The sequence below is a fragment of the Brevibacterium atlanticum genome, assembly GCF_011617245.1.
GTDB lineage: Bacteria > Actinomycetota > Actinomycetes > Actinomycetales > Brevibacteriaceae > Brevibacterium > Brevibacterium atlanticum.
The window spans coordinates 1,195,404-1,220,546 of sequence record NZ_CP050152.1 but is presented as its reverse complement, the minus strand read 5'-3'; the positions used below and the strand labels follow the sequence as shown (position 1 = coordinate 1,220,546).

Sequence of the window (25,143 nt, the reverse complement as noted above, 5' to 3'; positions counted from 1 at the left end):
GATCAATGCGCGCGGGCGACGATGAGTTCGGCGTGTTTGAGCAGCGGGGCGTCGATCATCTTGCCCTCGAATGCGAACGCGCCCTTCTCGGTCTTCGCGAGCTCGAGCACGGACTTCGCCCAGGTCAGCTGTTCGTCGCTGGGGCGGAAGGCGTCGCGGACGACGGGTACGTGGTTGGGGTGGATGGAGACCTTGCCGGAGAATCCGGACTGCACGGCGTCCTCGGCCTCGGTTGCGAGTCCTTCGAGGTTCGGGATGTCGGCCCAGATCGAATCGAGGGCGAACCGGCCGTGGGCGCGGGCGGCGAGCAGGGTCTGGTTGCGCACGTGTTTGGCGACGTCGCGGTAGTCACCGTCGGCGTTGCGGGACGATCCTCCGCCGAGGTCGGCGATGAGGTCCTCGGATCCCCACATCAGGGCGTAGGCGTTGGGGGCGGCGGCGATCTCGGCGACGTTGAGGGCACCCAGTCCGGTCTCGATGAGGGCGATGACCTGGTAGCCGGCGAGGACCGTCAGGTCGGTCGCGCGCTGCGACTTCGGCAGCATCACGGCCGTGTAGTCGGTCTGAGCGAGCATCTTCAGGTCCTCGCCGAGGTGCTCGGAGTCCCTGGCATTGACGCGCACGACCGTGCGGGTGGGGTCGAGCGGGTAGTCGATGATCGCTTCGCGGGCGGTGTCCTTGTCCGCGTCGTTGACGGCGTCCTCGAGGTCGAGGATGACGATGTCGGAGCGTTCGGCTGCTTTCGTATACCTGTCGGGACGGTCACCGGGGCAGAAGAGCCAGGCGGGTTTGAACTCAAGGGCCATCAGGGTGCTCACTTTCCTGTTTCGGTCTGGTCGTCTGCGGTGTTCCCCGCGTCTTTCGCGTGGCTCGAGTCGAACATCATGGTCTGGCGCACGGCCTTGGCCACGAGGGTGCCGTCCTGGTTGTACCCGCGGTGTTCGAGGGTGACGATGCCCTGTCCGGGGCGGGACTTCGAGCTGCGTTTGTCGAGGATCGTCGTCTCCGCGTAGAGGGTGTCGCCGTGGAAGAGTGGAGCGGGGAAGCTCACCTCGGAGAAGCCGAGGTTGCCGACGATCGTGCCCTGGGTCAGCTGGGTGACCGAGAGCCCGATGAGCGTGGCCAGGGTGAACATCGAGTTGACCAGTCGCTGTCCGAAGGGTTCGGTCTCGGCGAAGGCCGCGTCGAGGTGGAGGGCCTGGGTGTTCATGGTCACCGCCGTGAACCAGGTGTTGTCCGCCTCGGTGATGGTCCGTCCCGGCGCATGCCTGTAGGTCGCGCCGACTTCCATCTCGTCCAGCCACAGACCTCGTTGTTCGATGACCTTCTCACCCATGTGTCGCTCCTCACTCGTCGTACTGCGAGCTTATCGCCTGGCACGGACGTCGAGGCAGCCGGGGCGGTTCTCGTCTCGGGTAGCCTCGGAGTCATCATGACAGGTACCCGCACGCTCTACGTCATCACCCACCCCGAGTCCCGCCACCATGTCGAGGGCCGCGTGGGCGGGTGGTTCGACTCCTCCCTGACCGAACACGGACGCTCCCAGGCCCGGTCCATCGCCGCCGAGCTGCGCAGGCGGATCCCCGCCGATGCCTCGGCGGAGGTGGTCACCTCCGATCTCGCGCGGACCCGGGAGACCGCCGAGGTGGTCGCCGAGGCCCTCGGCACCCGCGCCGAGGTGGCGGCGGGCCTGCGGGAGAAATCGTACGGAATCGCGGAAGGCCGGGAGCAGTCCTGGCTCGACGAGCGGTTCGTCTTTCCGCCGAAGCCCGGCGATGTCGGCGCAGCCTTGCTCGATCATCAGGTCCGTCTCGATCATGACGAAGGCATCGAGGGCGCTGAGACGAGGCGGGAGCTCGGCGCACGGGTCTATGAGGCGATGGATGAGATCCTCGCGCGTCCGGCGGCTCATCAGGTCATCGTCACCCACGGGTTCGCGCATACCTTCGTCATCGGTCGGTGGCTCGAGCTGCCGCTCGACTCAATGGGCTGGGCGGCGTTCGCGGCCCGCTCGGGCTGCATCACGGAGCTGACCGAGGATGCAGCGTTCGGCAATCGCACTCTGCGTCGGCTGGCAGACGTCGACCACCTCGGCGAGAACTGAACCGGGCTGCTTCGATCAGAACCGAGCCGGGCCACCTCGGCGGGTGCTGAGGTGGCCCGGTGGCAGGTCAGGGGTTCAGCTGTCCGCTCAGCCGATGACCTCGGCGTCGAAGACGTTGAACGCGGAGTTCCAGCCGTCGTAGGCGCTGGCATCGGAGCCCGAGTCGTTGGGAAGACCCACGACAGTGAAGGTCATCCTCGTGGTGCGCCCGTCGACCTCGTCGAGGACGACGCTGACAAGCGGCGCCTCGTCGATGTCTTCGGGGCTGCCCCACGTGAAGTCGAGTCGGCGCGGTTCCTCGATGCGGAGGTACCGACCGGCGGTCGGGAACTCCTGCCCCGTGTCGGGGATGCGCATCGTGTAGGTGTATTCGCCGCCGACGCGGAGGTCGACGGTGACGGATTCCCGTGGCGTCTCCAGCGTTTCGGGGTGGAACCAGCGAGCCATGATGTCCGGGTTCGTCCAGGCGTCCCAGACCTGGGCACGGGGCGCGGCGAAGTCCCTGACGATGGTGAAGCTCGGCTGGTCTGTTGTTGCGGTCTCGCTGTTGGTGTCGAAGGTGTTCATGATGGTTCTCCTCCTTGAGTCGATCACGGTTCCGATTGTTCTGTCTGTTGCGGCGCATCCTCGGCGAGGACGTCGTCGAGGGCATCGAAGCGCCGCTGCCATTCCTCGTGTGCCGCGAGCAGCCACTCGGTGGCTCCCGAGAGCTTGTCGGCGTTGAGCGAGACGATGCGCCTCTGGGCGCTCTTCGACCGGGTGATGAGTCCGGCGGCTTCGAGCACCTTGAGATGCTGTGAGACGGCGGGCCGACTGATCGGCAGCGGCTCGGCCAGGTCACCGGAGCTCAGGTCACCGGAGCGGAGACGATCGATGATCGCCCGCCGTGTCGGATCGGCAAGAGCGGCGAAGACCAGATCCAGATTCATTGAAGTACCTACTTAATTAAGTATTCTCTACAATACAGGTCGTGGCGCAGGCGTCAAGGGTCGATGACGATGAATTCGCCGTCCGGCTCCCCTGCGGACACGGCGGGTTCGGCTCCGGAGTCCGCATCGGCGGCCGGGCCGACTAGGCTGGGGGTGTGCCGCTTCGGCCCACCCGCTGACTCGAGGAGAGACATGGATCGCGATTCCATCGAATGCTGGCTGACCGATATGGACGGCGTCCTGGTCAAGGAGAGCAATCCCCTGCCCGGCGCCGCCGAGCTGCTCGCCCAGTGGCGGCAGGCCGACATTCCCTACCTGGTGCTGACGAACAACTCGATCTACACCGCCCGCGACCTCTCTGCCCGACTGCGGTCGAACGGTCTCGACGTTCCCGAGTCGAACATCTGGACCTCGGCGATGGCGACCGCTGATTTCCTTTCCAACCAGGTCGAGCACGGTACTGCCTACGTCGTCGGTGAGGCCGGGCTGACCACCGCCATCCACGAGGCCGGGTTCGTCATGACCGAGAAGGATCCCGATTTCGTCGTCGTCGGCGAGACGCATTCCTATTCGTTCGAGGCGATCACCAAGGCCATCCGCCTCATCGAAGGCGGGGCGCGCTTCATCGTCACGAACCCGGATGCGACCGGTCCGAGCCCCGAAGGCATCCTGCCTGCGACCGGCGCAATCGCAGCGCTCATCACGAAGGCGACGAACCGTGAACCCTACGTCGTCGGCAAACCGAATCCGATGATGTTCCGCTCGGCACTGAACAAGATCGGCGCGCACTCGATGAGCACTGCGATGATCGGCGACCGCATGGACACCGACATCATCGCCGGGATGGAGGCAGGCATGCACACCGTACTCGTCCTCTCCGGGATCTCGACCGCCGAGGATGTCCGCCGTTTCCCGTTCCGACCGAACGAGATCGTCGCCGGAGTCCACGAACTCCTCGACGTCCCGCTGGAACAGCAGAGCGACCTCGGCCCCGACGTCACCGGCTCCGCCTGAGGCTCGGCGTTCGCTGCAGGCCTACTGCAGGGCGGAGGTCAGCCTCATCGCGGATTCGAGGTAGCGGCGGATGAGCGGCCGCTTCTCCCACTCCTCGAGAGTGAGTTCGTGGCTGGCTTCCTGGTAGTCGGAGATCACCCCGTCGATGTCACCGACGAGGTCCCCGCCGGTCGTGAGCAGGCTGATCTCGTAGTTGAGGCCGAAGGAGCGCATATCCATGTTCGATGACCCCATCACCGCGTATCGACCGTCGACGACGAAGCACTTCGTGTGGAGCACCTGCGGTTTGGGGTACTGGAAGATCCGCACCCCGGCCTCGAGCAGGGACCGGTAGTACGAGGACTGGGCGTAGTCGACCATGAACTGGTCGGCCTGTTCGCTGACGTAGAGTTCGACGTCGACGCCGCGCCGGGCGGCCGTGCTCACCGCGGCCAGCAGCGATTCGTCGGGCACGAAGTAGGGGCTGACGATGGCCAGGCGCTCCTGCGCGAGGTACATCAGCGAGGTGAAGACCTTGAGGTTGGGTTCGGTGGTGAATCCGGGCCCTGAGGGCACGAGTTGCATCGCGCTCGTCTGTCCACCGACATCGGGCTCGACCGAATCGCCCTCGTAGGGTCGAATGCCCAGGGAATCCCCGCACTCGGTGTACCAGTCGGTGGCGAACACCGCCTCGACGGTGGCGACGATCGGACCGCTGAGTTCGACCATGATGTCGTGCCAGTGCCGACCGATTGTCACGTTCTTCTTCTTGAGGTAGCTCGAGTCGATCATGTTCTGTGAGCCCATCATCGCCCTCTTCCCGTCGACGACGAGGAGTTTGCGGTGATTACGCAGGTCGATGCGCCGCAGCTTCCCGCGCCACGGAATGAACGGGAGCATGAGGTGCCATTCCATGCCGGCCCGGCTCAGGCGTTTGCCGAGGCGGTGGAAACCGGGATACTTGCGGGAGCCGATGTGGTCGAAGAGGACCTTGACCTTGACTCCCCTTGCGCTCGCCCGTTCGAGCGCTTGGAAGAAGACGTCGGTCGTCGAATCCCAGGCCATGATGTAGATCTCGACGTGGGCGTATTCCTCAGCCGAGTCGACGAGTTCAGCCATCCGAGCGATGCTCGCCTCGTAGTCCGAGCTCACGCCGTGGCTGTCACCGGTGACCATCGGCAGGGCCGTCAGCGCCCGCCCCAACTGCGCGACGGAGACGAACTCGCGCGGCGCATCCAGAGAGGGAGGCACATCGGGCAGGTCGTCGGCACCTTCGTGCATGAGCTCATTGGCCTGGGCCTGGATTCTCGCCCGCCGGTGATTGATGTACGGACTGCCGAGCATGAGGAACAGCGGGATGCCGACGATCGGCACGAAGAGGATGAGCAGCAGCCATGCCGACGAGGATGAGGGGCGACGGTTCTCCGGGACCACACCGATCGCGATGATCTTCGCGATGTATTCGACGACGATCCAGCTGACGGACAGGATCGTCGGAATCGACCCCAGCTCGAAATCGACATTCAGCCGCATGTCCCCCGCTCCTCATCGTTGCCGATCGCCCGGCAGCTGCCTGCCGGTCCGCTCACCCAACCCTAACGGGTGGCGCACGCAGAGGCCCGGCACACGCCGGTCCCACAGACAGCACCGCCCGCCGCCTCATGACTCGGATGACGACGGGCGGATGCGTGCGGTTCCCCGCGCCGAGGCGGGCCTGCCCTCTCAGTTCGACGGGCTCAGATGCCGAGCTCGCGGGCGATGAGCATGAGCTGGACCTCGGTGGTGCCTTCCCCGACCTCGAGGATCTTCGAGTCGCGGTAGTGGCGGGCGACGAGGTATTCGTTCATGAAGCCGTAGCCGCCGTGGATCTGCGTGGCGTCGCGGGCGTTGTCCATGGCTGCCTCGCCGGCGACCATCTTCGCGATCGCCGCTTCCTTCTTGAACGGCAGACCGGCGAGCATCCGGGAGGCGGCGAGGTAGTACGCCGAGCGTGCGGCGACGACGCGGGCCTCCATGCGGGCGATCTTGAAGGAGATGCCCTGGAAGTCGGCGATCGGGTGTCCGAAGGCCTGGCGTTCCTTCGCGTACTTCACCGATTCCTCCACGCAGCCTTGGGCGGCACCGACGGAGAGTGCACCCACGGCGATGCGGCCCTCGTCGAGGATGCGCAGAAAGTTCGCGTAGCCGCGGCCGCGCTCACCGAGCAGGTTCTCTTCGGGCACCTGCACATCGTCGAAGGTCAGCGGGTGTGTGTCCGAGGAGTTCCAGCCGACCTTGTCATAGGCCGGTTCGGCGGTGAAACCAGGGGTGCCGGTGGGGATCATGATCGTCGAGATCTCGGGGACCTCGCGGCCGGACTTCGAGGTCCTGGTCCCGGTCACGGCGGTGGCGGTGACGAGTCGGGTGATATCGGTGCCCGAATTCGTGATGAAGCACTTGGAGCCGTTGATCGTCCACGTGCCGTTCTCGAGCGTGGCCTTCGTCTTCGTCCCACCAGCGTCGGAACCGGCTTCGGGTTCGGTCAGACCGAAGGCGGCCAGTCCCGAGGCGTCGGTGAGCTTGGGCAGCCACTCCTTCTTCTGCTCCTCGGTGCCGAACCGATAGATCGGCATCGCGCCGAGAGAGACTCCCGCCTCGAGCGTGATCGCCAGGGACTGGTTGACCCGGGCGATCTCCTCGATGGCCAGGCACAGGGCGAAGTAGTCCCCGCCCATGCCGCCGTACTCCTCGTCGAAGGGCAGACCGAACAGGCCCATCTGCCCCATCTTCGCGACGAGGTCGTAGGGGAACTCATGCTTGGCATCGAGTTCGGCCGATACCGGTGCGACCTCTTCGTCGGCGAACTTCGCGACTCCCTGGCGCAGATCTTCGTATTCTTCGGGCAGCATGCCCGGAACGAACGTGTTCATGGTGTCCTCCCCCGCATGATGCGTGGTCGTGGTGGTCATTGTTCGGTTGCTGTGTCGGCTGTGGGTGCTGTGTCGGCGGTGATCCCGGCGTCTGCGGCGACGTCCTCGTCGACGACGGTGGCGAGCACCTCGTCGAGTCCCACCTGCGTGCCGGGCACGGTGGCGACGCTGACGATGCCCGCGGCCGGCGCCGTGAGCACGTGCTCCATCTTCATCGCCTCGACGACGACGATCGGATCGCCCTGCTCGACGCGGTCACCCGTGTCGACCTTCACCTCGACGACGGAGCCGGGCATCGGGGCGAGCACCTCCGCACCGTCGAGTCCGGGCGTGAGCGAGGAGTCGGCGAGCGGTCGGGTGAAGACGTGGACGCCGCGGTCGCTGCTGACCCAGATGCTGCGATCGGCTGCGTCGGAGAAGACGCGGGCGGTGTACTGGATGCCGTCGATGGCGACGTGCCACACACCGTCTTCGTCGATGATCACCGACTCTGCCCGGGCAGTCACCTCGACTCCCGGCGCGAACTCGGTTGCCGGTGCCGGTCCGAATTCCACGTCGTCGCTGTCATCGACAGTCAACTCACCTGCCCCGACGAAGTCGAGGCGCACTGCAGGTCGGAATTCGGGGCGAGAGGCCCGGAAGGCCGCTGACCTCCCCCACGCCGAGGCGGTTCCGCCGACTGCTGCGCCCGCCAGATCCCGGGCCGTGACCGCACCGGTGATCTGTGTTCCTGCACGGCCGAGTGTCTCGATGACCGCCGCAGCGGCGACCTGTATGTCGATCTCACTCGGCGCGTGGGTCAGCTGGCTCTCGTCGAGATTGTCGATGATCGAGGTGTCGAGGTCACCGGCGACGACCTCGGGCAGAGCGAGCAGAGTCCGCAGGAAGTCGATGTTCGTCACGATTCCCGGCACCGCCGAGGCGGCGAGCGCGGCATCGAGACGGGCGATGGCCTGGTCTCGGTCGTCGGCGTGGACGATGAGCTTGGCGATCATCGGGTCGTAGTCGGAGACGATCCGCTGCCCGGCGTCGAGGCCGGCATCGACACGGATCCCCTCCCCTGTCGGGAAGGCGACGTCGAGGGCGCGCCCTCCCGTGGGCAGGAATCCTCTGGAGGGGTCCTCGGCGTAGATGCGGGCTTCGATCGAGTGCCCGGTCAGGGTGATGTCGTCCTGGGTCAGCGGCAGCTCTTCCCCGGCACCGACGCGCAGCTGGAGTTCGACGAGATCGACTCCGGTGACCTCCTCGGTGACGGGGTGCTCGACCTGGAGGCGGGTATTCATCTCCATGAAGAAGAACTCGTCGGGACGGTCGGCGCCGACGATGAACTCAACGGTGCCGGCACCCACGTAGCCCACGGACTTCGCGGTCTCGCAGGCCGCCTGACCGATCCGGGCTCGGGTCGGCTCGTCGAGCAGTGCCGACGGGGCCTCCTCGATGACCTTCTGGTGGCGGCGCTGGAGTGAGCATTCGCGTTCGCCGAGGTGGATGACGTTGCCGTGGGCATCGGCCATGACCTGAACTTCGATGTGCCGCGGGGTGGCGACGAGGCGTTCGAGGAAGAGGGTGTCGTCGCCGAAGGAGCTCGCGGCTTCACGGCGGGCGGTCGCCAATGCCGAAGGAAGTTCGGCGGCATCGAACACGGCGTGCATGCCCTTGCCGCCGCCACCGGCCGAGGGCTTGATGAGGACGGGAAAGCCGATGTCCGCGGCAGCGGCCACGAGGGCCTCGTCGCTCATATCGGCATCCTTGGTGCCGGGCACGAGCGGAACGCCGCGAGAGGACACGGCCTGTTTGGCAGTGATCTTGTCGCCCATGGTCCTGATCGCGTCCGCACCGGGACCGAGGAAGACGATTCCGGCGGCTTCGCAGGCGGCGGAGAATTCTGCGTTCTCGGACAGGAAGCCGTAGCCGGGGTGGATGGCCTCGGCTCCGGTGGCCTGGGCTGCGGCGATGACCTTCTCGATGCGCAGGTAGGACTCGGAGGCCTGAGCCGGACCGAGGTGGACCGCGGTGTCGGCGGCCTTGACGTGCGCGGCCCGGGCGTCGGCGTCGGAGTACACGGCCACGGTGCGGATGCCGAGCCGGCGGCAGGTGCGGATGACGCGCAGGGCGATCTCTCCGCGATTGGCGATGAGTACGGTTTTGAACATTGGTCTGCTCACATTCTGAAGACGCCGTAGCCGCTGGCACCCAGCGGGCGTTCCATCGGTCCGAAGCGGGCGAGTTCGAGGGCCATGGCCAGCACCTGGCGGGTGTCGCCGGGTTCGATGATCCCGTCGTCCCACAGCCGGGCGGTCGAGTAGTAGGGGTTGCCCTGGGCTTCGTACTGGTCGCGGACGGGCTGTTTGAACTCGTCTTCGGCCTCGGCGGACCAGGTCTCGCCGCGAGCTTCGATCTGGTCGCGCTTGACCGTCGAGAGGACGCTGGCGGCCTGTTCGCCGCCCATCACGGAGATGCGGGCGTTGGGCCACATCCACAGGAACCGCGGCGAGTAGGCGCGGCCGCACATCGAGTAGTTGCCGGCGCCGAAGGAGCCGCCGATGACGACGGTGAACTTCGGCACGCGGGCGGTGGCGACGGCGTTGACCATCTTCGCTCCGTGTTTGGCGATGCCGCCGGCCTCGTAATCGCGGCCGACCATGAACCCGGAGATGTTCTGGAGGAAGATGAGCGGGGTGCTGCGTTGGTCGCAGAGTTCGATGAAGTGCGCGCCCTTAACGGCGGACTCGCCGAAGAGGATGCCGTTGTTCGCGACGATTCCCACCGGATGTCCGTCGAGGTGGGCGAAGCCGGTGACGAGGCTCGTACCGTATTCGGCCTTGAACTCGTGGAACTCGGAACCGTCGACGAGGCGGGCGATGACCTCGCGCACGTCGTACGGGGTGCGGGAGTCCACGGGCACGACGGAGGTCAGTTCGGCCGGGGCGTGGGCCGGTTCCCGGGAGTCGACGACGTCCCAGTTCGGTCCGGGTTTCGGTCCGAGCGTGGAGACGATGTCGCGCATGATCTCCAGTGCGTGGGAGTCGTTGGCGGCCAGGTGGTCGGTGACTCCGGAGACCCGTGAGTGCAGGGCTCCGCCGCCGAGTTCCTCGGCGGTGACTTCCTCACCGGTGGCGGCCTTGACCAGTGGTGGGCCGCCGAGGAAGATCGTGCCCTGTTCGGAGACGATGATCGATTCGTCGGCCATCGCCGGGACGTAGGCGCCGCCGGCGGTGCAGGATCCGAGGACTGCGGCCAGCTGCGGGATGCCCGCGGCTGACAGGGTGGCCTGGTTATAGAAGATCCGGCCGAAGTGTTCGCGGTCGGGGAAGACGTCGTCCTGGTTGGGCAGGTTCGCCCCTCCGGAGTCGACGAGGTAGATGCACGGGAGGGTGTTCTCCTTCGCGATCTCCTGGGCGCGCAGGTGCTTCTTCACCGTCACCGGATAGTAGGTGCCGCCCTTGACGGTCGCGTCGTTGGCGACGATGACGCATTCGCGTCCGGCGACCCGGCCGATGCCGGTGATGATGCCGGCGCCGGGGCTCGCATCCTCGTACATACCGTTGGCCGCGAGCGGAGAGAGTTCGAGGAAGGGTGTACCGGGGTCGAGCAGGTGCTCGACGCGATCGCGCGGCAGCAGTTTGCCACGGTCGATGTGACGTTGTCTGGACTTCTCGGATCCACCGCGGGCAGTCGCCTGCACGCGGTTGCGGAGTTCGGCGATGAGTTCGGCATGGGCGTCGGCGTTGACCTGCCCCGTTGACGGACTGACCGCAGTACCCACTGCTCTCATTCCCACCCTCATTTCAGTTAATGATTCTTAACTGACTGCTATGATACTGCTCACAGGCGAAAGTGACAATGCGCAGAGCAAGGGAAGGAAGTCGGACATGTCGACCGAGGACACGGTCAGGCCGACGGCACGCGCGGCCGCGAAGGCGGCCAGGCGCGAGCAGCTGCTCGAGGTCGCGAAGACGCTCTATGCGAAGCACGGCTTCCACGGGGTGCGCCTCGACGACCTCGGCAAGGGGGCGGGGATCTCGGCACCGGCGGTCTATCGGCACTTCTCGTCGAAGGAGGCCGTGCTCGAAGAGCTGCTCGTCGGCATCTCCGAATACCTGCAGTCAGGTGGGGACGAGATCGTCGCCGGCGCCGAGGCGGCTGCCACGGCAGAATCGGACGCACGGTCGGTGCTGCGCCGCCTCATCGACTTCCATGTCGACTTCGCGATGAGCGAGCCCGAGCTCATCCGCATCCAGGACCGGGATCTCGCGGCCCTGCCCGAGGAGTCGCGCCGGACCGTGCGCCGGCTGCAGCGCTCCTATGTCAGCCGGTGGGCCGAGGTCGTCGCCCGGACCCGACCGGAGTGGAGCCTCGAGGCCGCGACGGTGCGCGTCCACGCGGTGTTCGGAATGATGAATTCGACCCCGTACCAGGCCCGACGCTCAAGCGCCGAGGTGGTCGGGGTCGAATTGCGCGCCGCCGCATCCGCGGCGCTGGGAATCGACTGAGGCTCACACCTCAGGGGACGATGACGAGCTTTCCGCGGGTGTGTCCCTCGGCATTGTCACGGAAGGCCTGCGGCACCTCGTCGAGGCCGTAGGTTCCGGCCACCTCGACGGTCAGCCGACCTTCGTCGACGAGCTGGCCGAGGCGAGCGGTCTCGGATCCGTCAGGGCGGACCCAGATGTAGCGACCACCATGCTCGGCAACGGCCGGATCGGCCACCGAGGCGTGTGCTCCGCCTTCGGTGAGGACGGCCAGGGTCGTCTCGAGCTGGTCACCGACGAAGTCGACGACACCATCAACCTTGCCGCCGGCCGCCTCGAGTATGCGCTCGACGACACCGTCTCCGTAGGTCACGGGTTCGGCGCCGAGTTCGCGCAGGTAGTCGTGGTTGCGTTCGGAAGCGGTGCCGATGACACGGGCACCGTAGGCGGCGGCGATCTGCACGGCGAAGCCGCCCACTCCCCCGGCCGCACCGTGGACGAGGACGGTCTTCCCGTCGATCTCGCCGAGGGCTTCGAGAGTCCGCAGTGCGATCCCTCCGGCCAGCGGCAGTCCGCCGGCCTGCTCCCAGCTCAGGCTCTTCGGCTTGCGCGCCACAGCACGAACGGGGACCGCGACCTTCTCGGCGAAGGTGCCGGCCGAGAGCACGTCCTTGCGGGCGTAGGCGACGACCTCATCACCGATGGAGAACTCAGGAGTGTCGAAGCCGAGGCCGACGACGACGCCGGCAACGTCCCAGCCGGGAGTGACGGGGAACTGGGTCGGCATGAAGGCGTCGAGGTGCCCGCCGACTAGCTTCCAGTCCACCGGGTTGACCCCGGCGGCCTTGACCTCGATGAGCACCGAGGCCGGGGGAAGCTTCGGATCGGGCAGGTCGCGAACGGTGATGTCGTCGAAGTTCTCGGTGTAGGCGTCGTAGACGGCGGCGCGCATAGCAATGGCCTTCCGGTAGCTGTCAGTGCGGCTGAACTCTCAGCGTGACTGGACAACACCGGAAGGCCATCAGGCTAATCCTGCGAACCGGCTGGGGTTACGCGGCTCTCATTCGTAGGTCTCGCCGGTCTTCGCGCGTTCGACGAGCGAGGCCGGCGGGGTGAAGCGGTCTCCGTAGGTCGCGGCGAGTTCCTTCGCGCGCTCGACGAAGCCGGACAGGCCGCCTTCGTACTGGTTGACGTACTGGAGCACACCACCGGTCCAGGCCGGGAAGCCGATGCCGAAGATCGACCCGATGTTCGCATCCGGCACCGAGGTGAGCACACCCTCGTCGAGGCATTTGATCGTCTCGATCGCCTCGGCGAAGAGCATCCGCTCCTGCAGATCGGCGAAGGGTTCGGTCGTCGATCCGGACTCGAAGTGCTCACGCACACCGGCCCACAGCGTCGTCCGCTTGCCGTTCTCGTCGTAGTCGTAGAAACCGGCACCGTCCTTGCGGCCGGTGCGACCCTGCTCGACCATCCAGTCGATGACGGCCTCGGAGGGGTGCGCCTCCCACGTGCCGCCCTCGGCCTCGACGGCCGTCCGGGTCTCCTGGCGGATCTTCTGCGACAGCGTCAGCGTGAGCTCATCGGTCAGCTGCAGCGCACCGGTCGGATATCCGGCCTGCAGGGCTGCCTGCTCCACCGTCGCCGGCTCCACGCCTTCACCGACGGCGGCGACCGCCTCGGCGATGAAGGTGCCGATGACACGGGAGGTGAAGAATCCGCGGGAATCGGTGACGACGATCGGGGTCTTCTTGATCTGCTGGACGAGGTCGAAGGTCCGGGCCAGGGTCTCATCCGAGGTGTTCGCGCCACGGATGATCTCGACCAGGGGCATCTTGTCGGCCGGCGAGAAGAAGTGGATGCCGATGAAGTCGGCGTCGCGGTCGACGCCCTTCGCCAACTCCGTGATCGGCAGCGTCGAGGTGTTCGATCCGAGCACCGCGTCGGATTCGACGATGCTTTCGATCTCACCGAACACCTTGTGCTTGACGGACACCGACTCGAAGACCGCTTCGATGACGAAGTCGACACCGGCGAGGTCCTCGGCCGAGGCGCTCGGAGTGATCCGGTCGAGCACGGCCTTGGACTTCTCCTCGGTCGTCTTACCCTTCGACAGTGCCGATTCCTCGCGCTTGGCGGCGTAGGCCTTGCCCTTCTCAGCGGCGGCGAGCTCGACGTCCTTGAGCACGACCTCGATGCCGGCCTTCGCTGCGGTGTAGGCGATGGCCGCGCCCATCATGCCGGCGCCGAGCACGCCGAGCTTCTTCACCTGTCGGGGCTCATATCCGTCGGGGCGTGAGCCGCCGGAGTTGATGTGGCCGAGGTCGAAGAAGAAGGCCTTGATCATGCTCTTCGCCACCTGGGTGTGGGTGAGGTTGACGAAGTAGCGGGTTTCGACGCTGAGCGCGGTGTCGATGTCGACCTGGGCGCCTTCGACGGCGGCGGCGAGGACCGCGCGCGGTGCCGGCATCGGCGCACCCTTGGTCTGGCGCCGAAGCAGGGCGGGCATGGCCGGGAGCATCGCGCCGAGCTTGGGCGAGGACGGTGAGCCGCCGGGGATCCTGAAGCCCTCGGTGTCCCAGGGCTGGGCCGCCTCGGGGTTGTCCTTGATCCACGCCTTCGCGCGAGCTTCGAGCTCGGCGGTCGGGGCGAGTTCGTCGACGAGGCCGAGCTTCTGGGCATCGGCAGCCTTGAACTTCGTCGAGGGCAGGATGACCTTCTGCAGTGCAGTCTGGAGACCGAGCAGACGGACCGTGCGGGCGACGCCGCCTCCTCCGGGGAGCAGCCCCAGGGAGACTTCGGGGAAGCCGAAGCGGGCCGAGGGGTTGTCCTCGGCGGCGATCCGGTGGTGGGCGGCCAAGGCGATCTCGAGTCCGCCTCCGAGCGCGGCACCGCCGAGGGCGGCGACGACGGGACGGCCGAGCGTCTCGAGCCGGCGCAGGACGGCCTTGACGCCTTCGACCGCGGCGAACTCCTCATCGGACTTCGCAGGGTCGGCGGCGCGGATCTTGTTGAGGTTGCCTCCGGCGAAGAAGGTCTTCTTCGCCGAGGTGAGCACGACGCCGGTGATGTCCTCGACGTTGGCTTCGAGCCACTCCACGGTCGCCTCCATGGCGGCCGAGTAGTAGTCGTTCATGGTGTTGACCTTGGCGCCCGGTTCGTCGATGACGACGGTGACGATGCCGTCGGCATCGGTCTCGTGGCTGTATGCGGTAGCTGTCGTTGTCGTCATGTCAGACCCTTTCGATGATCGTCGCGATGCCCATGCCTGCACCGATGCACAGGGTGACGAGTCCGCGCTTGAGGTCGCGGCGTTCGAGTTCGTCGAGGACGGTTCCCAGAATCATGGCACCGGTGGCACCCAGCGGGTGGCCCATGGCGATCGCTCCGCCGTTGACGTTGACCTTCTCGTGCGGGATGTCGAGGTCTTTCATCCACTTGAGCACGACGGCCGCGAAGGCCTCGTTGAGCTCGAAGAGATCGATGTCATCGACGGTCAGGCCGGCCTTGTCGAGGGCCTTCTGCGTCGCCGGGGTCGGTCCGGTGAGCATGATGGTGGGTTCGGAGCCGGTGACGGCGGTGGAGACGATGCGGGCGCGCGGCTTCATCCCCATCTTCTGACCGACCTTTTCGTCGCCGAGGATGACGAGGCTGGCGCCGTCGACGATGCCCGACGAGTTCGCGGCGGTGTGGACGTGGTCGATGGCTTCGACCCAGTGATACTTCTGCAGAGCCACCTCGTCGAACCCGGTCTGGGCGGCGAGCTTGGCGAAGGCCGGGGGCAGCTTCGCCAGGGATTCGGCGGTCGATCCGGGGCGCATGTGCTCGTCACGGTCGAGCAGGGTGATGCCGTTGATGTCCTTGACGGGCACGATCGACTTGTCGAAGCGCCCCTCGTCCCATGCGGCGGCGGCGCGCTTCTGCGATTCGGCGGCGAACGCGTCGACGTCGGCGCGGGTGAAGCCCTCGGTGGTGGCGATGAGGTCGGCGCCGATGCCCTGCGGGACGAAGTAGGTGTCATAGTTCGTCGTCGGGTCCTGAGCCCAGGCGCCGCCGTCGGAGCCCAACGGCACACGGGACATCGACTCGACGCCGCCGGCGAGGACGAGGTTCTCGAAGCCGGAGCCGACCTTCTGGGCGGCGATGTTGACGGCTTCGAGGCCAGAGGCGCAGAACCGGTTGACCTGGACGCCCGCCACGGATTCGTCGAGGCCGGCGGCGATCGCGGCGACGCGGGCGATGTCGCTGCCCTGTTCGCCGACCGGGGAGACGACGCCGAGGACGATGTCGTCGATCTGGGAGTCGTCGAGTTCCGGGTTGCGCTCGCGCACGGCGTCGATGAGGCCGGTGACGAGGTCGATGGGTTTGACGCTGTGCAGCGCCCCGCCGCGGTTCTTGCCGCGTGGGGTGCGCACCGCGTCATAGATGAACGCTTCGCTCATGTGTTCCTCACAGTCTGGATGGAAGACCGACCACTAGATCTGATCGATCGTTCAGTAACATTCGCACCCCCATTGTGTCCCAGTTTCCAGTGACGAGCAACACACGCACGAATGCCGTCGCAGGCAGCGTGATTTCGGTTTTGCGCTCATGCGTCAGCGACTTCCCCAGTTGTCGAAAATCTAGCGTTTCCTTTCGACGACAGAAGTGATTATGATAAGTCGACACATCAGCTCGGAATCCCTTGGAGAATCATGTCCTTGACCACCCCTGCCCGCACGAAAGCGGGCTCGAAGCTCTTGGCGCTCACACTGGCCGCAGGCCTCCTCGCCGGCCCCATCGCCGTCGATGCCCAGCCCGCCGAGGCGGCAACGAAGAAGTGCTCGGCGAAGATGTCGATCTCGAAACCCCGCCAGTACTCCTACACCAACGTCAACGTCTCCAAGGTCGGGGCCAAGGCCAAGGTGACGACTGTCGCTCATTACAAGACGACGAAGACTCAGAAGAAGGCGACCGCATCGAAGAAGGGCAAAGCGACCCTCAAGTACTATATTTCCGGAGCCACTCCGGGGAAGAAGGTCTCCGTGACCGTGGTCGCGAAGAAAGGCAAGACGACCTGGAAGTGCTCCACCTCGTTCAAGCCGAAGAGGAAGTAGCTCTCTCGCTGCGCCTTCGGACAAAGGGAAGGGTCTCGATTGATCTCAGCACGTCACCGCAGCACTGCCACGATGGCGGCCGGCGCAGCAGTCCTCGTGGGGCTCACGGCCTGCAGCGGGCAGTCATCGACGGCGCAGGACGACGAGGGTCAGTCGAAGCCGATCGAGGTGGTGTCCCAACCTGACTACGAAGGTGCAGTGATCGACCTTGATCTGCCGACTCATTCCTCCGGCGCATTCGAGTTCGACAAGTGGCCCTCGGCCTGTGCCCTCACGGACGAGGGCACGATCAAGGCGGTCCTGCCCGATGTCGTCGAAACCGGGCAGAAGCCGAGTCCGACGACGATGACGATCATCGACATCGGCTCCGGCAGTGAGAAGGAGACTGTGCCGGAGGGCACGTGCCTGACGAGCGCGGGCTTCGACATGGAGGGACTGAGTTTGGCCGACGGCAATGTCGTCGTCAACCTCAGCTCTCGCATCCTGCACGCCGGCGATGCCGACTACATGGAGAAGAACGGCGACCTGCCGCAGGGAGACAAGAGCGCCCTCGGCGATGCCGAATGCGTCCAGGTCCATGAGGCTCAGACGATCACCTGTGCCCTCGAGCATGTTGTCTTCGAGATGGCCATCGATGCACGGCCGTATGAGCAGTACGGCCATCCGGAGGGCAGTCTCTACACGGTCGACGGCGAGGAGATCGACTACTCCGATGATGTTGAAGGCTTCACCCGGATGACCAGCGAGAAGATCCTCAGACCGATCGCCGCGATCGCCGCCGATCGACTCTCGTCCTGAGGACGTATGTTATCGATCAGAGGATTCGCACCGCGCTGACTATTTCCGAGCTCGGCAGCTCACGCGCTGTGGCCTGCAGGGTCGAGTCGGGATGCCACGTCGTTGGGTCGAAGATCTGGAGCCATGACCTCTCCAGTTCGGCGCGCAGGTCTGTCGGCAATCTGTCGGTCGGTCCTCGTACGAGTTCGCCCGCCCTTGCCTTGAAATCATTCCACTGTTGCCTCGACCGCTGGTCCCAGTCAGTTTCGGTCTCACCGATTCGCTGAGGAACGTGCAGCGTGCGATTGAGCACACTGTGCCAGTCAACGAACTCGCTGACAAGAAATCTTTCGGTGGGAAGTCTGACCGTGAGCATGACGTCTCCCCTGGCCTGCCTCGCATGGGAGCGGATTCTCCGCCCCGAAGGATCGGGCCAGAACCAGAGAAGAGCGCCGGCAGGACCGGAGATCCCTCGGCTGCCCATGGTGCGATCCAGCCAAAGGCAGGCTTCCTGGAACTCGTCCCATCCACGAGTCGCGTCGCCTATCAGCACTCCCTCTTCCTGAAGCACCTCATAAGCCTCGCGAGACTGAAAAGTGCACAAAGTCACAGCATCGTTCTTCGCTTGTCCGGCTCTGCACCTGCGGCTGCTGAGCGCGAATGCGAATGGCGCGAGGAACCACGGCACCGCGGGAATGGCACCGAATGCACGTAGCTGACCAGTCCTCCGAGGCTTCCGGTAAGCGGCCATAGTCTCCATTCTTCATCAACCGCAGGCCAGTTGGTCAACCGGCAAACAGCCCCAGGCGAACTGCCGGAATTGAGGAAGATTTGAATGAAGTCGCGGGGGTCCGCCGGGGGCACACGTCGAGAGGAGGACGGTGCCAGCAACGGAAACACCCCAGGCCATTGACCTGGGGTGATGTTGCCGAGCCGCCTGCGGGAATCGAACCCGCGACCTATTCATTACGAGTGAATCGCTCTGCCGACTGAGCTAAGGCGGCAACCGACCCAACTTTAGCCAACCAGAGTGCCGGTGGTCAAAACGAGCGACGATCCCATTCGAGGTACCCGCGGGGACCTCGCGGACAGCACATCCGATCGGATCGGGGACCAAGCATTCAGGCATCATGGCGGGCCACCTCGGCGCCGGCGAACCCGATCGGGACAGCGGGTGAAGGCATGCGACCGGAGCACGCTAACCTGGACAGGACAGACGATCAGCGAGGACAGAAGGTGGCATCCGTGGCAGAGTTCGACTCCGACGACTTCATGAGTGACTTCCAGGCGCTCATCGAATGCGAGTCGTTCTCCAACGACCCCGAATCTCTGGCCCGCAGCGCCCGGCTCGTCTCCCGCATCGGCACCGGGCTCCTCGGCGCCGCTCCCCGCATCATCGACACCGACGGCCACCCGCACGTACTCTGGCGTTTCGGCACCGGCCCTCGCAGAGTCGTCCTCATCGGCCACCACGACACCGTCTGGCCGACCGGAACGCTCACAGACTTCCCGTACTCGGTCAAGGACGGAGTCGTCCGCGGCCCCGGCGCCGACGATATGAAGGGCGGACTGCTCATCGCCCTCTATGCGCTGGCGAAGGTCCGTGCCGAACAGGGCAGCCTCGACGGAGTCAGCCTCCTCATCACCGCCGACGAAGAACTCGGCTCCCCCGGCTCCCGAACGATCATCGAGGAGGAGGCGCGCGGCGCGATGGCCGCGCTCGTCTTCGAAAGCGGAGCAGCAGACGGTGCGGTGAAGATCGCCCGCAAGGGCGTCGCGATCTACCAGCTCGAAGTCACCGGCCTCGCCGCCCATGCCGGTGTCGAACCGGAGAAGGGCATCAACGCCACCATCGAGGTGGCCAATCAGATCGTCGAGATCGCGAAACTGCACAGACCCTCGGCGGGCACCTCGGTCGTGCCGACGGTGATGTCGAGCGGATCGACGACGAACACGGTGCCGGCCAAGGCCGTCGTCGGGATCGACTCGAGAGCAGCCTCGGCGAGTGAGCAGGTGCGCATCGACGACGCACTGCGCACACTGAGCCCCACCGTCGCCGGCGCGAAGGTCGAACTCAAGGGCGGAATCAACCGGGCCCCGCTCGAAGAGGACATGGCCATGGGACTCTACGCCCGGGCCCAGCGCCTCGCCGGGAAGCTCGGGCACCCTCCCCTGCGTTCCGTCGCCGTCGGCGGCGGGTCGGACGGGAACTTCACCGCCGGAGTCGGCACCCCGACCTTGGATGGTCTCGGCACCGTCGGCGGAGGCTCCCATGCGCGCACCGAGCACGCTCTTCAGATCTGGATACCCCGCCGAGTCGAACTCACCGCCGCCCTCGTGACGGAACTCCTCTCAGAGGCCTGAGACCGGCCCGCCTCCCCCGCGATCGAGGCCGCGACTGCACAGGCCAGACTCAGAGTGCTCCGGTGCGGTCGTCCTGCAGCCAGGGATTGGACAGCAGAACGAACGCGGATTCGACGATGAGAACCGGGGACATGTTCGTCTGCAGACGCCGCCTGGCCTCGGTGATCGCGTCGATGCGCAGCAGAGTCGTATCCGGTCCGTCCCGGTTCGCCTGCTCGGCGATGAGGTCGACCTCGCCGGCATTGATCCATCCTTCGCGGATCCCCAGCTGGTACATGAGAATGTCGCGGTAGAGGCTCATCAGTTCGAGGAAGATCCGGTCGAGCTCGTCGTTGCGTGCCCGCACGGAACGCCTCTTCTGCTCTTCCTCGAGCTTTCTGATCTGGGCTCTGGCCGAGGGCGGAATGGTCTTCTCCCCCTCGATTCCCAAGGTGGTCATCAGATCGCTGCGTTCGGCGGCATTGCGCTCCTCGACACGCGACTTCGCCGTCTCCGCAGCTTCGTCGACGATGCGCCCGGCCAGCCGGATCGTCGCCCCTACCGAAGTGAGTTTGCCCGGTATGGCGAGGATCTGTCTGCGTTCGGCGTCGGCCGATTCGTTCAAGGCCAGGTGCTTTGCCCGGCCGATGTGGTTCTGGGCCACGGCCGCAGCCCACTGCGCCCGTTCCTCGCTGACGTTGTCACGCTGCATCAGCAGCTGAGCCACAGCCTCCCGCGAGGGGATCCGCAGACGCACCGGTCGACACCGCGACCTGATGGTGGTGAGCACATCGATCGGGCTGGGCGCGCACAGCAGCCACACCGTCGCAGGCGGCGGCTCTTCGATGGCTTTGAGCAGCACGTTCGCGGTGCGCTCCATCATCCGGTCGGCGTCCTCGATGATCACGACGCGCCACTGCGAGTTCACCGGCGCCGACTGTGCCGTCGCCACGAGCTCCCTGACCTCGTCGATCGCGATGACCGACTTCTGCGTCGACATGATCGTCAGTGATTCGTGGTGCCCCGAGAGCACCCTGGACGTCACATCATTCGACTCCGTCCCGCCCGAGATCAGAGCGGCGGCAAACGCCCTGGCGGCGTTCGAGCGTCCCGATCCGGGTGGGCCGGTGAAGAGCCATGCGTGGGTCATCGCGGTCGGATCGTCCAAGGCGTAGCCGAGCTGGGTGACCACGTCGTCCTGGCCGACGAGTTCATCGAAGACGCTCACCTCAGGATCCCTCCGGGTTGTTGAAGCGGCGGTTGTTGCGTTCGCGCTGTCTGCGCAGCCGTTCCCTGGCCTGTCGTTCGATCTCGGCTTGTGCCTGCAGGCGTTCGCGGCTCATGTCGCGGGCGCTGCGGACCGGCAGGACCGTGGTCTCTGCGTCGTCGGTCGTGTCGACGCGGTCGCCGTCAACGTGCGAGTCGCCCGGGTCGCCCTGCTGGTCACGGCTGGAGCGTTCGACGACCCGTGTCTCCGCTTCCTCCGGGTCGACCTGCTTGACCACACGGGTCTCGGCCTCGTCGGGATCGTCCGTCTCCGCGTCGTCCGTCTCCGCGTCGTCCGTCTCGATGCGGTCGGTCGGCACACCGTCCTCGTCGTCGGTGTCGTCGATGAGCGCGTCGGCGGTGAGTCCGCGTGCGGGCAGCACCGTCGTGGAGTCGTCCTCGCCGGTCGAGGTCTTCGCGGGCGACGATGCCGTCGTCTCGCTCGCCGAGGCGGCCACGTCCTCGCGCAGATCAGCACCGAGGTCGACCCGTTCGGTGGGGATGGCTCCGGAGTGCGCGGCCTCGTCGTCGGTGATGGAGTTGGGGATGAAGCGATCGTTGGTCACCGGCACGAAGCGCGGTCCGCGCTCATGCCATGAACCGGCATCGGGGTCGGAGGTCGAAGCGTCGTCCGAGTCCGCATCCGTGACCTGTTCACCGTCCGACTCCGCAGCCGCGGCGGACGATGATTCAGCCCTCTCCGGGTCGAGTGGATCGGCGGCCGAATCCTCGTTCTGCCCCGCTGCCGACACGGAATCGGCATCCGAGTCGGACGGCACATCCGCTGACTGCTCAGCCCCCACCTCGGCGACGGTGGAATCACTGCCGGCAGCACCGTCACGGGTGACGAGTGCCTGCGGCAGCCGAGCTCGGATCGCCTGCAGGATCTGCCCGGTCAGCTCATCGGCTCCCACCGAGGCGTCGAGGACGACGTAACGGTCGGGTTCCTTGTGGGCACGCGACAGGTAGGTCTGGCGAACACGCTGGTGGAACTGCTGGTTCTCCTCATCGAGATAATTGCTCTCACCGCGCTTGCCCATCCGCTCGGCGGAAACCTCGGGCTCGATGTCGAGGACGATCGTCAGATGCGGGACCAATCCCTGGGTGGCCCACCGGCTCAGCGCGAGGATCGTCTTCTCGTCGAAGCTGCGGCCGGCTGCCTGGTAGGCGATCGTCGAATCGATGTACCGATCGGTGATGACGATGGCGCCCTCGTCCAGGCTGGGATCGACCAGCGATGCCACATGGTGGGCACGGTCAGCGGCGAAGAGCAGCGCCTCGGTGCGGGTGCTCGGCGGTTCGGCATCGAAGAGGACGGACCGGATCTTCGTGCCCAGCTCGGTTCCGCCGGGTTCGCGAGTGGACTCCACATGGTAGCCGTCATCGGCCAGAGCACGGGAGATCCGCTTGATCTGGGTGGTCTTGCCCGACCCGTCCCCGCCTTCGACGGCGATGAAGAACCCGGCACCGAGGCGCTCGGCCGAATTGCTCAGCCCACCGGCCGAGCTCTCGGCCTGATTGGGCGGGCGGAAGCCGTGGACGATGTCCACGGACAGACCCTGCAGCTTGTGCGGATCGAAGGTGAAGAGACCGATCACGCCGGCGATGAGCGCGGCGATGCCGAAGACGAGGAAGGTGACATCGCTGGGGGCGAGCACCCAGTCAGGGCTCGAACCGACGTCGACGGTGCCGCCGAGGTCGAGCGCGTTGATGACGATGGCCAGGCCCGCACCGCCGACGGCCCCATACCGGCGGGAGAAGTCGTAGGGCTGGGCACGCACGCCGATGCCGACGAGGAACGCGATCACCGCCGACAGCACGACCTTGCCGGAGAGTTCTCCGATGGCTCCGGTCGCCAGCAGCAGGACGCCGGCGACGAGGAGTGCGAAGGTGGACACGCGGGGACGCGACATGCCGGGGGCGAAGGTCGGTCCCATTTCGAATCCGATCGCCCATCCGACGAGGCTGCACGCGATGATGAGCGCGAATCCGGCCTGCCCGTAGCCGTGACCGACCGCTGTGGGCTGAGCCAGGATGAAGGTCGCGCCGAGGACGGCGAAGAGTCCGACGCACACCCAGGGGTTCGCGATCGCCTCCGGCGGTCTGGCCACGCGAGCCTTGAGCTCGGGGAACGAACCGGTGGTCGCGGTCTCCGCGTGCAGGGCCCGTTCGGGGGTGAGGAAGATGATGATGGCGCCGATGACTATGCCGATGCCCACCAACAGGCTCATCCATCCCAGCGCCTGCGTACCCGCGGCCGAACCGCCGAGGATCTGGAACGCACAGGAGACGAAGACGAGGACCGCCGCGGGAATTCCCACACGCCGCCAGGGCTTCTCGTTCGTGAACGGGTTGATGCTCATGAGCAGTCCGACCACGGCACCGAGGAACAGACCTGCGATCCAGGTCAGCCATGCGCTCGGGGCGAGGCTGAGAACGATGAGCAGGGCCGCCTCGACGATGGCGGAGATGCTCAGTGCGGTCTTGCGCACGGCGGGTGGCCGAGCGGCGAAGACCTTGGTGGGGATGAAGAGGCCGGCGCAGGAGAGGGCGAAGACGATGAGCAGCGACAGGCTGCCCATGCGGTTGTCGAACTCGCCGGCACTGATGGACTCGGCAATCGTGGTGAACGCGCGACCGCCCACTGTGTCCGTCAGCCCGCTGGTGCCTGCGACCACATAGCTGATCGCGACCAGAGTGATCAGGGCACCCCAGGCGGCGGTCTCGGTGACCAATCGGCCGGGGGCTCCGGGCAGTCGGTGTCCTGTAGTCGTCAACATGCTCACGGCTCTACACTATCTGCCCGAACTGACATATCTCTTGGAACCCCGTGCGATCTCGGACAACCTGCGTCCCGACGGCCGGCACCGATCCTCTACTCTTGATCTCGTGCACACAGATACGACCGCGATGACCACGGTGGCCGCCGAGGGCCTCGGCCCCGTCGAGGAACTGGCCTTCGCTCGCGTCCTCCTCGATTCGGTCAAGGCCGGCAGGCGGAGTGCGACACTGCGGATGTATCGGCCCGCACCCACCCTGGCCTTCGGCGCCCGCGACCGGTTCCTGCCCGGTTTCGCCGCCGCCATCGAAGCGGCCCGGGACCACGGTTTCACTCCTGCGCTGCGCAGCCTCGGCGGGCGTGCCGCTGCCTACCATCAGGGATCGCTCGTCATCGATCACATCGAACCGAGCGATTCGTTCATCACGAACACGAATGCCCGGTTCACCGGCTTCGGTCTCGACTACGTCGAGGTGCTGCGCGGCATCGGCGTCGACGCCCGCCTCGGCGAGATCCCCGGCGAGTACTGCCCCGGCGAACACAGCGTCAACGTCGCCGGGCGGATCAAGGCCATCGGCACTGCACAGCGCGTCATCTCCGGCGCGTGGCTGTTCTCCTCCTCCGTGGTCGTCGAGGATCCGGACCCCATCCGCGCGGTCCTCACCGACGTCGAGGCCGCGCTCGGCGTCGACTGGGATCCCGCGACGGGCGGGTCGATCAGTGAGATCCATCCCGAGGTCACGACCGATACCGTCGCCGAGGCGTTCGCCGCCTACTATGCCTCCGCCGATCCGCAGTCGCCCCAGTCCCCCACCGCCGAGGAGGTGGCGGAGTTGGCCGGCTACGTGGACAAGCACGTGCTGTGAGGCACCGGCAAACCAGCCATACCAGAGTCTCAGAACTCGAAAACCCCGGAAGTCTAGAATCCCAGAGGAGCATCGATGACCGTCACCGTCCGTGAAGCCAGGCCCGCGGATCTGCCCGATATTCTTCGACTCGTCCACGGGCTGGCCGTCTATGAGAAGGAACCGGACGCGGTGGAGGCCACGGAAGCAGACTTCGCCGCGGTGATGTTCCCCGCTGACGGCCATCCGAACACCTTCGGTCTCGTCGCCGAGGCGGATGGGCAGATCATCGGCATCGCGATCTGGTTCCACACGTTCTCCACCTGGACCGGCAAGAACGGCATCTGGCTCGAGGACCTGTTCGTCTCCCCCGAGCATCGCGGGTCCGGTGCCGGCACAGCCCTGCTCGGTCGGCTCGCCCAGATCTGCCAGGAGCGGGGATACACCCGCCTCGAGTGGTGCGTCCTCAAGTGGAACACCCCCTCGATCGGGTTCTACGAATCGTTGGGCGCGAAGGCTCAGGACGAATGGGAGACCTACCGCCTCGACGGGGATGCGCTCACGGAATTCGCTGACTCGGTGACCTCTTGAACCAGTCCGTGGAGGCATGTTGAGCCGGCCTGCCGAGCC

Annotated in this window: 23 protein-coding genes and 1 tRNA gene; 8 read left to right on the top strand and 16 right to left on the bottom strand. The window is 66.1% G+C overall.

Features of this window, described 5'->3' with window-relative positions; all coding sequences use genetic code 11:
• Positions 1-2: 2 nt before the first annotated feature.
• The gene (locus GUY23_RS05260) at positions 3-806 is read right to left on the bottom strand and encodes an HpcH/HpaI aldolase/citrate lyase family protein (protein ID WP_166970361.1); all 804 of its coding nucleotides are present in this window, start codon (positions 804-806) and stop codon (positions 3-5) included.
• Positions 807-814: 8 nt separating this feature from the next.
• Entirely contained in the window at positions 815-1,336 is a 522-nt protein-coding gene (locus GUY23_RS05255; protein WP_166970359.1) for a MaoC family dehydratase, read from the bottom strand.
• A gap of 96 nt (positions 1,337-1,432) precedes the next feature.
• On the opposite strand from GUY23_RS05255, the gene GUY23_RS05250 reads away from it, so the two are divergent.
• Entirely contained in the window at positions 1,433-2,104 is a 672-nt protein-coding gene (locus GUY23_RS05250) for a histidine phosphatase family protein (RefSeq protein ID WP_166970357.1), read from the top strand.
• Positions 2,105-2,191: 87 nt separating this feature from the next.
• Here the strand turns inward: GUY23_RS05250 and GUY23_RS05245 are convergent, their stop codons facing one another.
• From GUY23_RS05245 to GUY23_RS05235, 3 genes are read right to left on the bottom strand one after another with little or no spacing between them, the layout of a single operon-like run.
• Positions 2,192-2,671, bottom strand: coding sequence for an SRPBCC family protein (locus GUY23_RS05245; protein ID WP_166970355.1), 480 nt, complete (start codon positions 2,669-2,671; stop codon positions 2,192-2,194).
• Between the two features lie 23 nt (positions 2,672-2,694).
• Positions 2,695-3,033 carry an ArsR/SmtB family transcription factor gene (locus GUY23_RS05240; protein ID WP_166970353.1) on the bottom strand — a complete coding sequence of 113 codons (339 nt, stop codon included), beginning with the start codon at positions 3,031-3,033 and terminating at the stop codon, positions 2,695-2,697.
• A 53-nt stretch (positions 3,034-3,086) separates the two neighbouring features.
• Entirely contained in the window at positions 3,087-3,227 is a 141-nt protein-coding gene (locus GUY23_RS05235) for a hypothetical protein (protein ID WP_166970351.1), read from the bottom strand.
• Here GUY23_RS05235 and GUY23_RS05230 point away from each other — a divergent pair.
• Positions 3,226-4,047: an HAD-IIA family hydrolase gene (locus GUY23_RS05230; protein ID WP_166970349.1), complete on the top strand. Its 822-nt coding sequence runs from the start codon at positions 3,226-3,228 to the stop codon at positions 4,045-4,047. The two genes, GUY23_RS05235 and GUY23_RS05230, sit on opposite strands and share 2 nt — an antisense overlap.
• 21 nt (positions 4,048-4,068) lie before the next feature.
• On the opposite strand, the gene cls is transcribed toward GUY23_RS05230, so the two are convergent.
• The 4 genes from cls to GUY23_RS05210 all read right to left on the bottom strand — a co-directional run bounded on the left by cls (position 4,069) and on the right by GUY23_RS05210 (position 10,710).
• On the bottom strand, positions 4,069-5,559 hold the full coding sequence (gene cls / locus GUY23_RS05225; RefSeq protein WP_166970347.1) for a cardiolipin synthase: 1,491 nt from the start codon (positions 5,557-5,559) through the stop codon (positions 4,069-4,071).
• Between the two features lie 203 nt (positions 5,560-5,762).
• A complete protein-coding gene (locus GUY23_RS05220) occupies positions 5,763-6,935 on the bottom strand; it encodes an acyl-CoA dehydrogenase family protein (RefSeq protein ID WP_166975651.1) in 1,173 nt (390 codons plus the stop codon).
• Between the two features lie 35 nt (positions 6,936-6,970).
• Positions 6,971-9,088 carry an acetyl/propionyl/methylcrotonyl-CoA carboxylase subunit alpha gene (locus GUY23_RS05215; RefSeq protein ID WP_166970345.1) on the bottom strand — a complete coding sequence of 706 codons (2,118 nt, stop codon included), beginning with the start codon at positions 9,086-9,088 and terminating at the stop codon, positions 6,971-6,973.
• A gap of 8 nt (positions 9,089-9,096) precedes the next feature.
• Complete coding sequence (locus tag GUY23_RS05210) at positions 9,097-10,710, bottom strand: carboxyl transferase domain-containing protein (RefSeq protein WP_166970343.1); 1,614 nt, start codon at positions 10,708-10,710, stop codon at positions 9,097-9,099.
• A 97-nt stretch (positions 10,711-10,807) separates the two neighbouring features.
• On the opposite strand from GUY23_RS05210, the gene GUY23_RS05205 reads away from it, so the two are divergent.
• Entirely contained in the window at positions 10,808-11,428 is a 621-nt protein-coding gene (locus tag GUY23_RS05205) for a TetR/AcrR family transcriptional regulator (RefSeq protein ID WP_166970341.1), read from the top strand.
• 10 nt (positions 11,429-11,438) lie between these two features.
• Here the strand turns inward: GUY23_RS05205 and GUY23_RS05200 are convergent, their stop codons facing one another.
• The 3 genes from GUY23_RS05200 to GUY23_RS05190 all read right to left on the bottom strand — a co-directional run bounded on the left by GUY23_RS05200 (position 11,439) and on the right by GUY23_RS05190 (position 15,849).
• Complete coding sequence (locus GUY23_RS05200; RefSeq protein ID WP_166970339.1) at positions 11,439-12,359, bottom strand: NADP-dependent oxidoreductase; 921 nt, start codon at positions 12,357-12,359, stop codon at positions 11,439-11,441.
• A 108-nt stretch (positions 12,360-12,467) separates the two neighbouring features.
• Positions 12,468-14,639: a 3-hydroxyacyl-CoA dehydrogenase NAD-binding domain-containing protein gene (locus tag GUY23_RS05195; RefSeq protein ID WP_166970337.1), complete on the bottom strand. Its 2,172-nt coding sequence runs from the start codon at positions 14,637-14,639 to the stop codon at positions 12,468-12,470.
• A gap of 1 nt (position 14,640) precedes the next feature.
• Positions 14,641-15,849: an acetyl-CoA C-acetyltransferase gene (locus tag GUY23_RS05190; protein ID WP_166970335.1), complete on the bottom strand. Its 1,209-nt coding sequence runs from the start codon at positions 15,847-15,849 to the stop codon at positions 14,641-14,643.
• A gap of 252 nt (positions 15,850-16,101) precedes the next feature.
• Here GUY23_RS05190 and GUY23_RS05185 point away from each other — a divergent pair, with 252 nt between their 5' ends.
• Together GUY23_RS05185 and GUY23_RS05180 are read left to right on the top strand one after the other, a co-directional pair.
• On the top strand, positions 16,102-16,503 hold the full coding sequence (locus GUY23_RS05185) for a hypothetical protein (protein WP_166970333.1): 402 nt from the start codon (positions 16,102-16,104) through the stop codon (positions 16,501-16,503).
• Positions 16,504-16,542: 39 nt separating this feature from the next.
• On the top strand, positions 16,543-17,301 hold the full coding sequence (locus GUY23_RS05180) for a hypothetical protein (RefSeq protein ID WP_166970331.1): 759 nt from the start codon (positions 16,543-16,545) through the stop codon (positions 17,299-17,301).
• Positions 17,302-17,317: 16 nt separating this feature from the next.
• Here GUY23_RS05180 and GUY23_RS05175 read toward each other — a convergent pair whose 3' ends face one another.
• Positions 17,318-18,031 carry a DUF3841 domain-containing protein gene (locus tag GUY23_RS05175; protein WP_228282745.1) on the bottom strand — a complete coding sequence of 238 codons (714 nt, stop codon included), beginning with the start codon at positions 18,029-18,031 and terminating at the stop codon, positions 17,318-17,320.
• A gap of 180 nt (positions 18,032-18,211) precedes the next feature.
• Positions 18,212-18,284 (bottom strand) — tRNA-Thr (locus GUY23_RS05170).
• Positions 18,285-18,525: 241 nt separating this feature from the next.
• Between GUY23_RS05170 and GUY23_RS05165 the strand changes: the two genes are divergently transcribed.
• Positions 18,526-19,644: a M20/M25/M40 family metallo-hydrolase gene (locus tag GUY23_RS05165; protein ID WP_208085484.1), complete on the top strand. Its 1,119-nt coding sequence runs from the start codon at positions 18,526-18,528 to the stop codon at positions 19,642-19,644.
• A gap of 49 nt (positions 19,645-19,693) precedes the next feature.
• Here GUY23_RS05165 and GUY23_RS05160 read toward each other — a convergent pair whose 3' ends face one another.
• Both GUY23_RS05160 and tmk read right to left on the bottom strand, forming a co-directional pair.
• Positions 19,694-20,851, bottom strand: coding sequence for a DNA polymerase III subunit delta' (locus GUY23_RS05160; protein WP_166970327.1), 1,158 nt, complete (start codon positions 20,849-20,851; stop codon positions 19,694-19,696).
• Position 20,852: 1 nt separating this feature from the next.
• Entirely contained in the window at positions 20,853-23,669 is a 2,817-nt protein-coding gene (gene tmk / locus GUY23_RS05155; RefSeq protein WP_166975645.1) for a dTMP kinase, read from the bottom strand.
• A 109-nt stretch (positions 23,670-23,778) separates the two neighbouring features.
• On the opposite strand from tmk, the gene GUY23_RS05150 reads away from it, so the two are divergent.
• Together GUY23_RS05150 and GUY23_RS05145 are read left to right on the top strand one after the other, a co-directional pair.
• Positions 23,779-24,534 (top strand): lipoate--protein ligase family protein, encoded by a 756-nt coding sequence (locus GUY23_RS05150; protein WP_323127151.1) that lies wholly within the window; start codon positions 23,779-23,781, stop codon positions 24,532-24,534.
• Between the two features lie 75 nt (positions 24,535-24,609).
• A complete protein-coding gene (locus tag GUY23_RS05145) occupies positions 24,610-25,104 on the top strand; it encodes a GNAT family N-acetyltransferase (protein ID WP_166970325.1) in 495 nt (164 codons plus the stop codon).
• Positions 25,105-25,143: the final 39 nt, after the last annotated feature.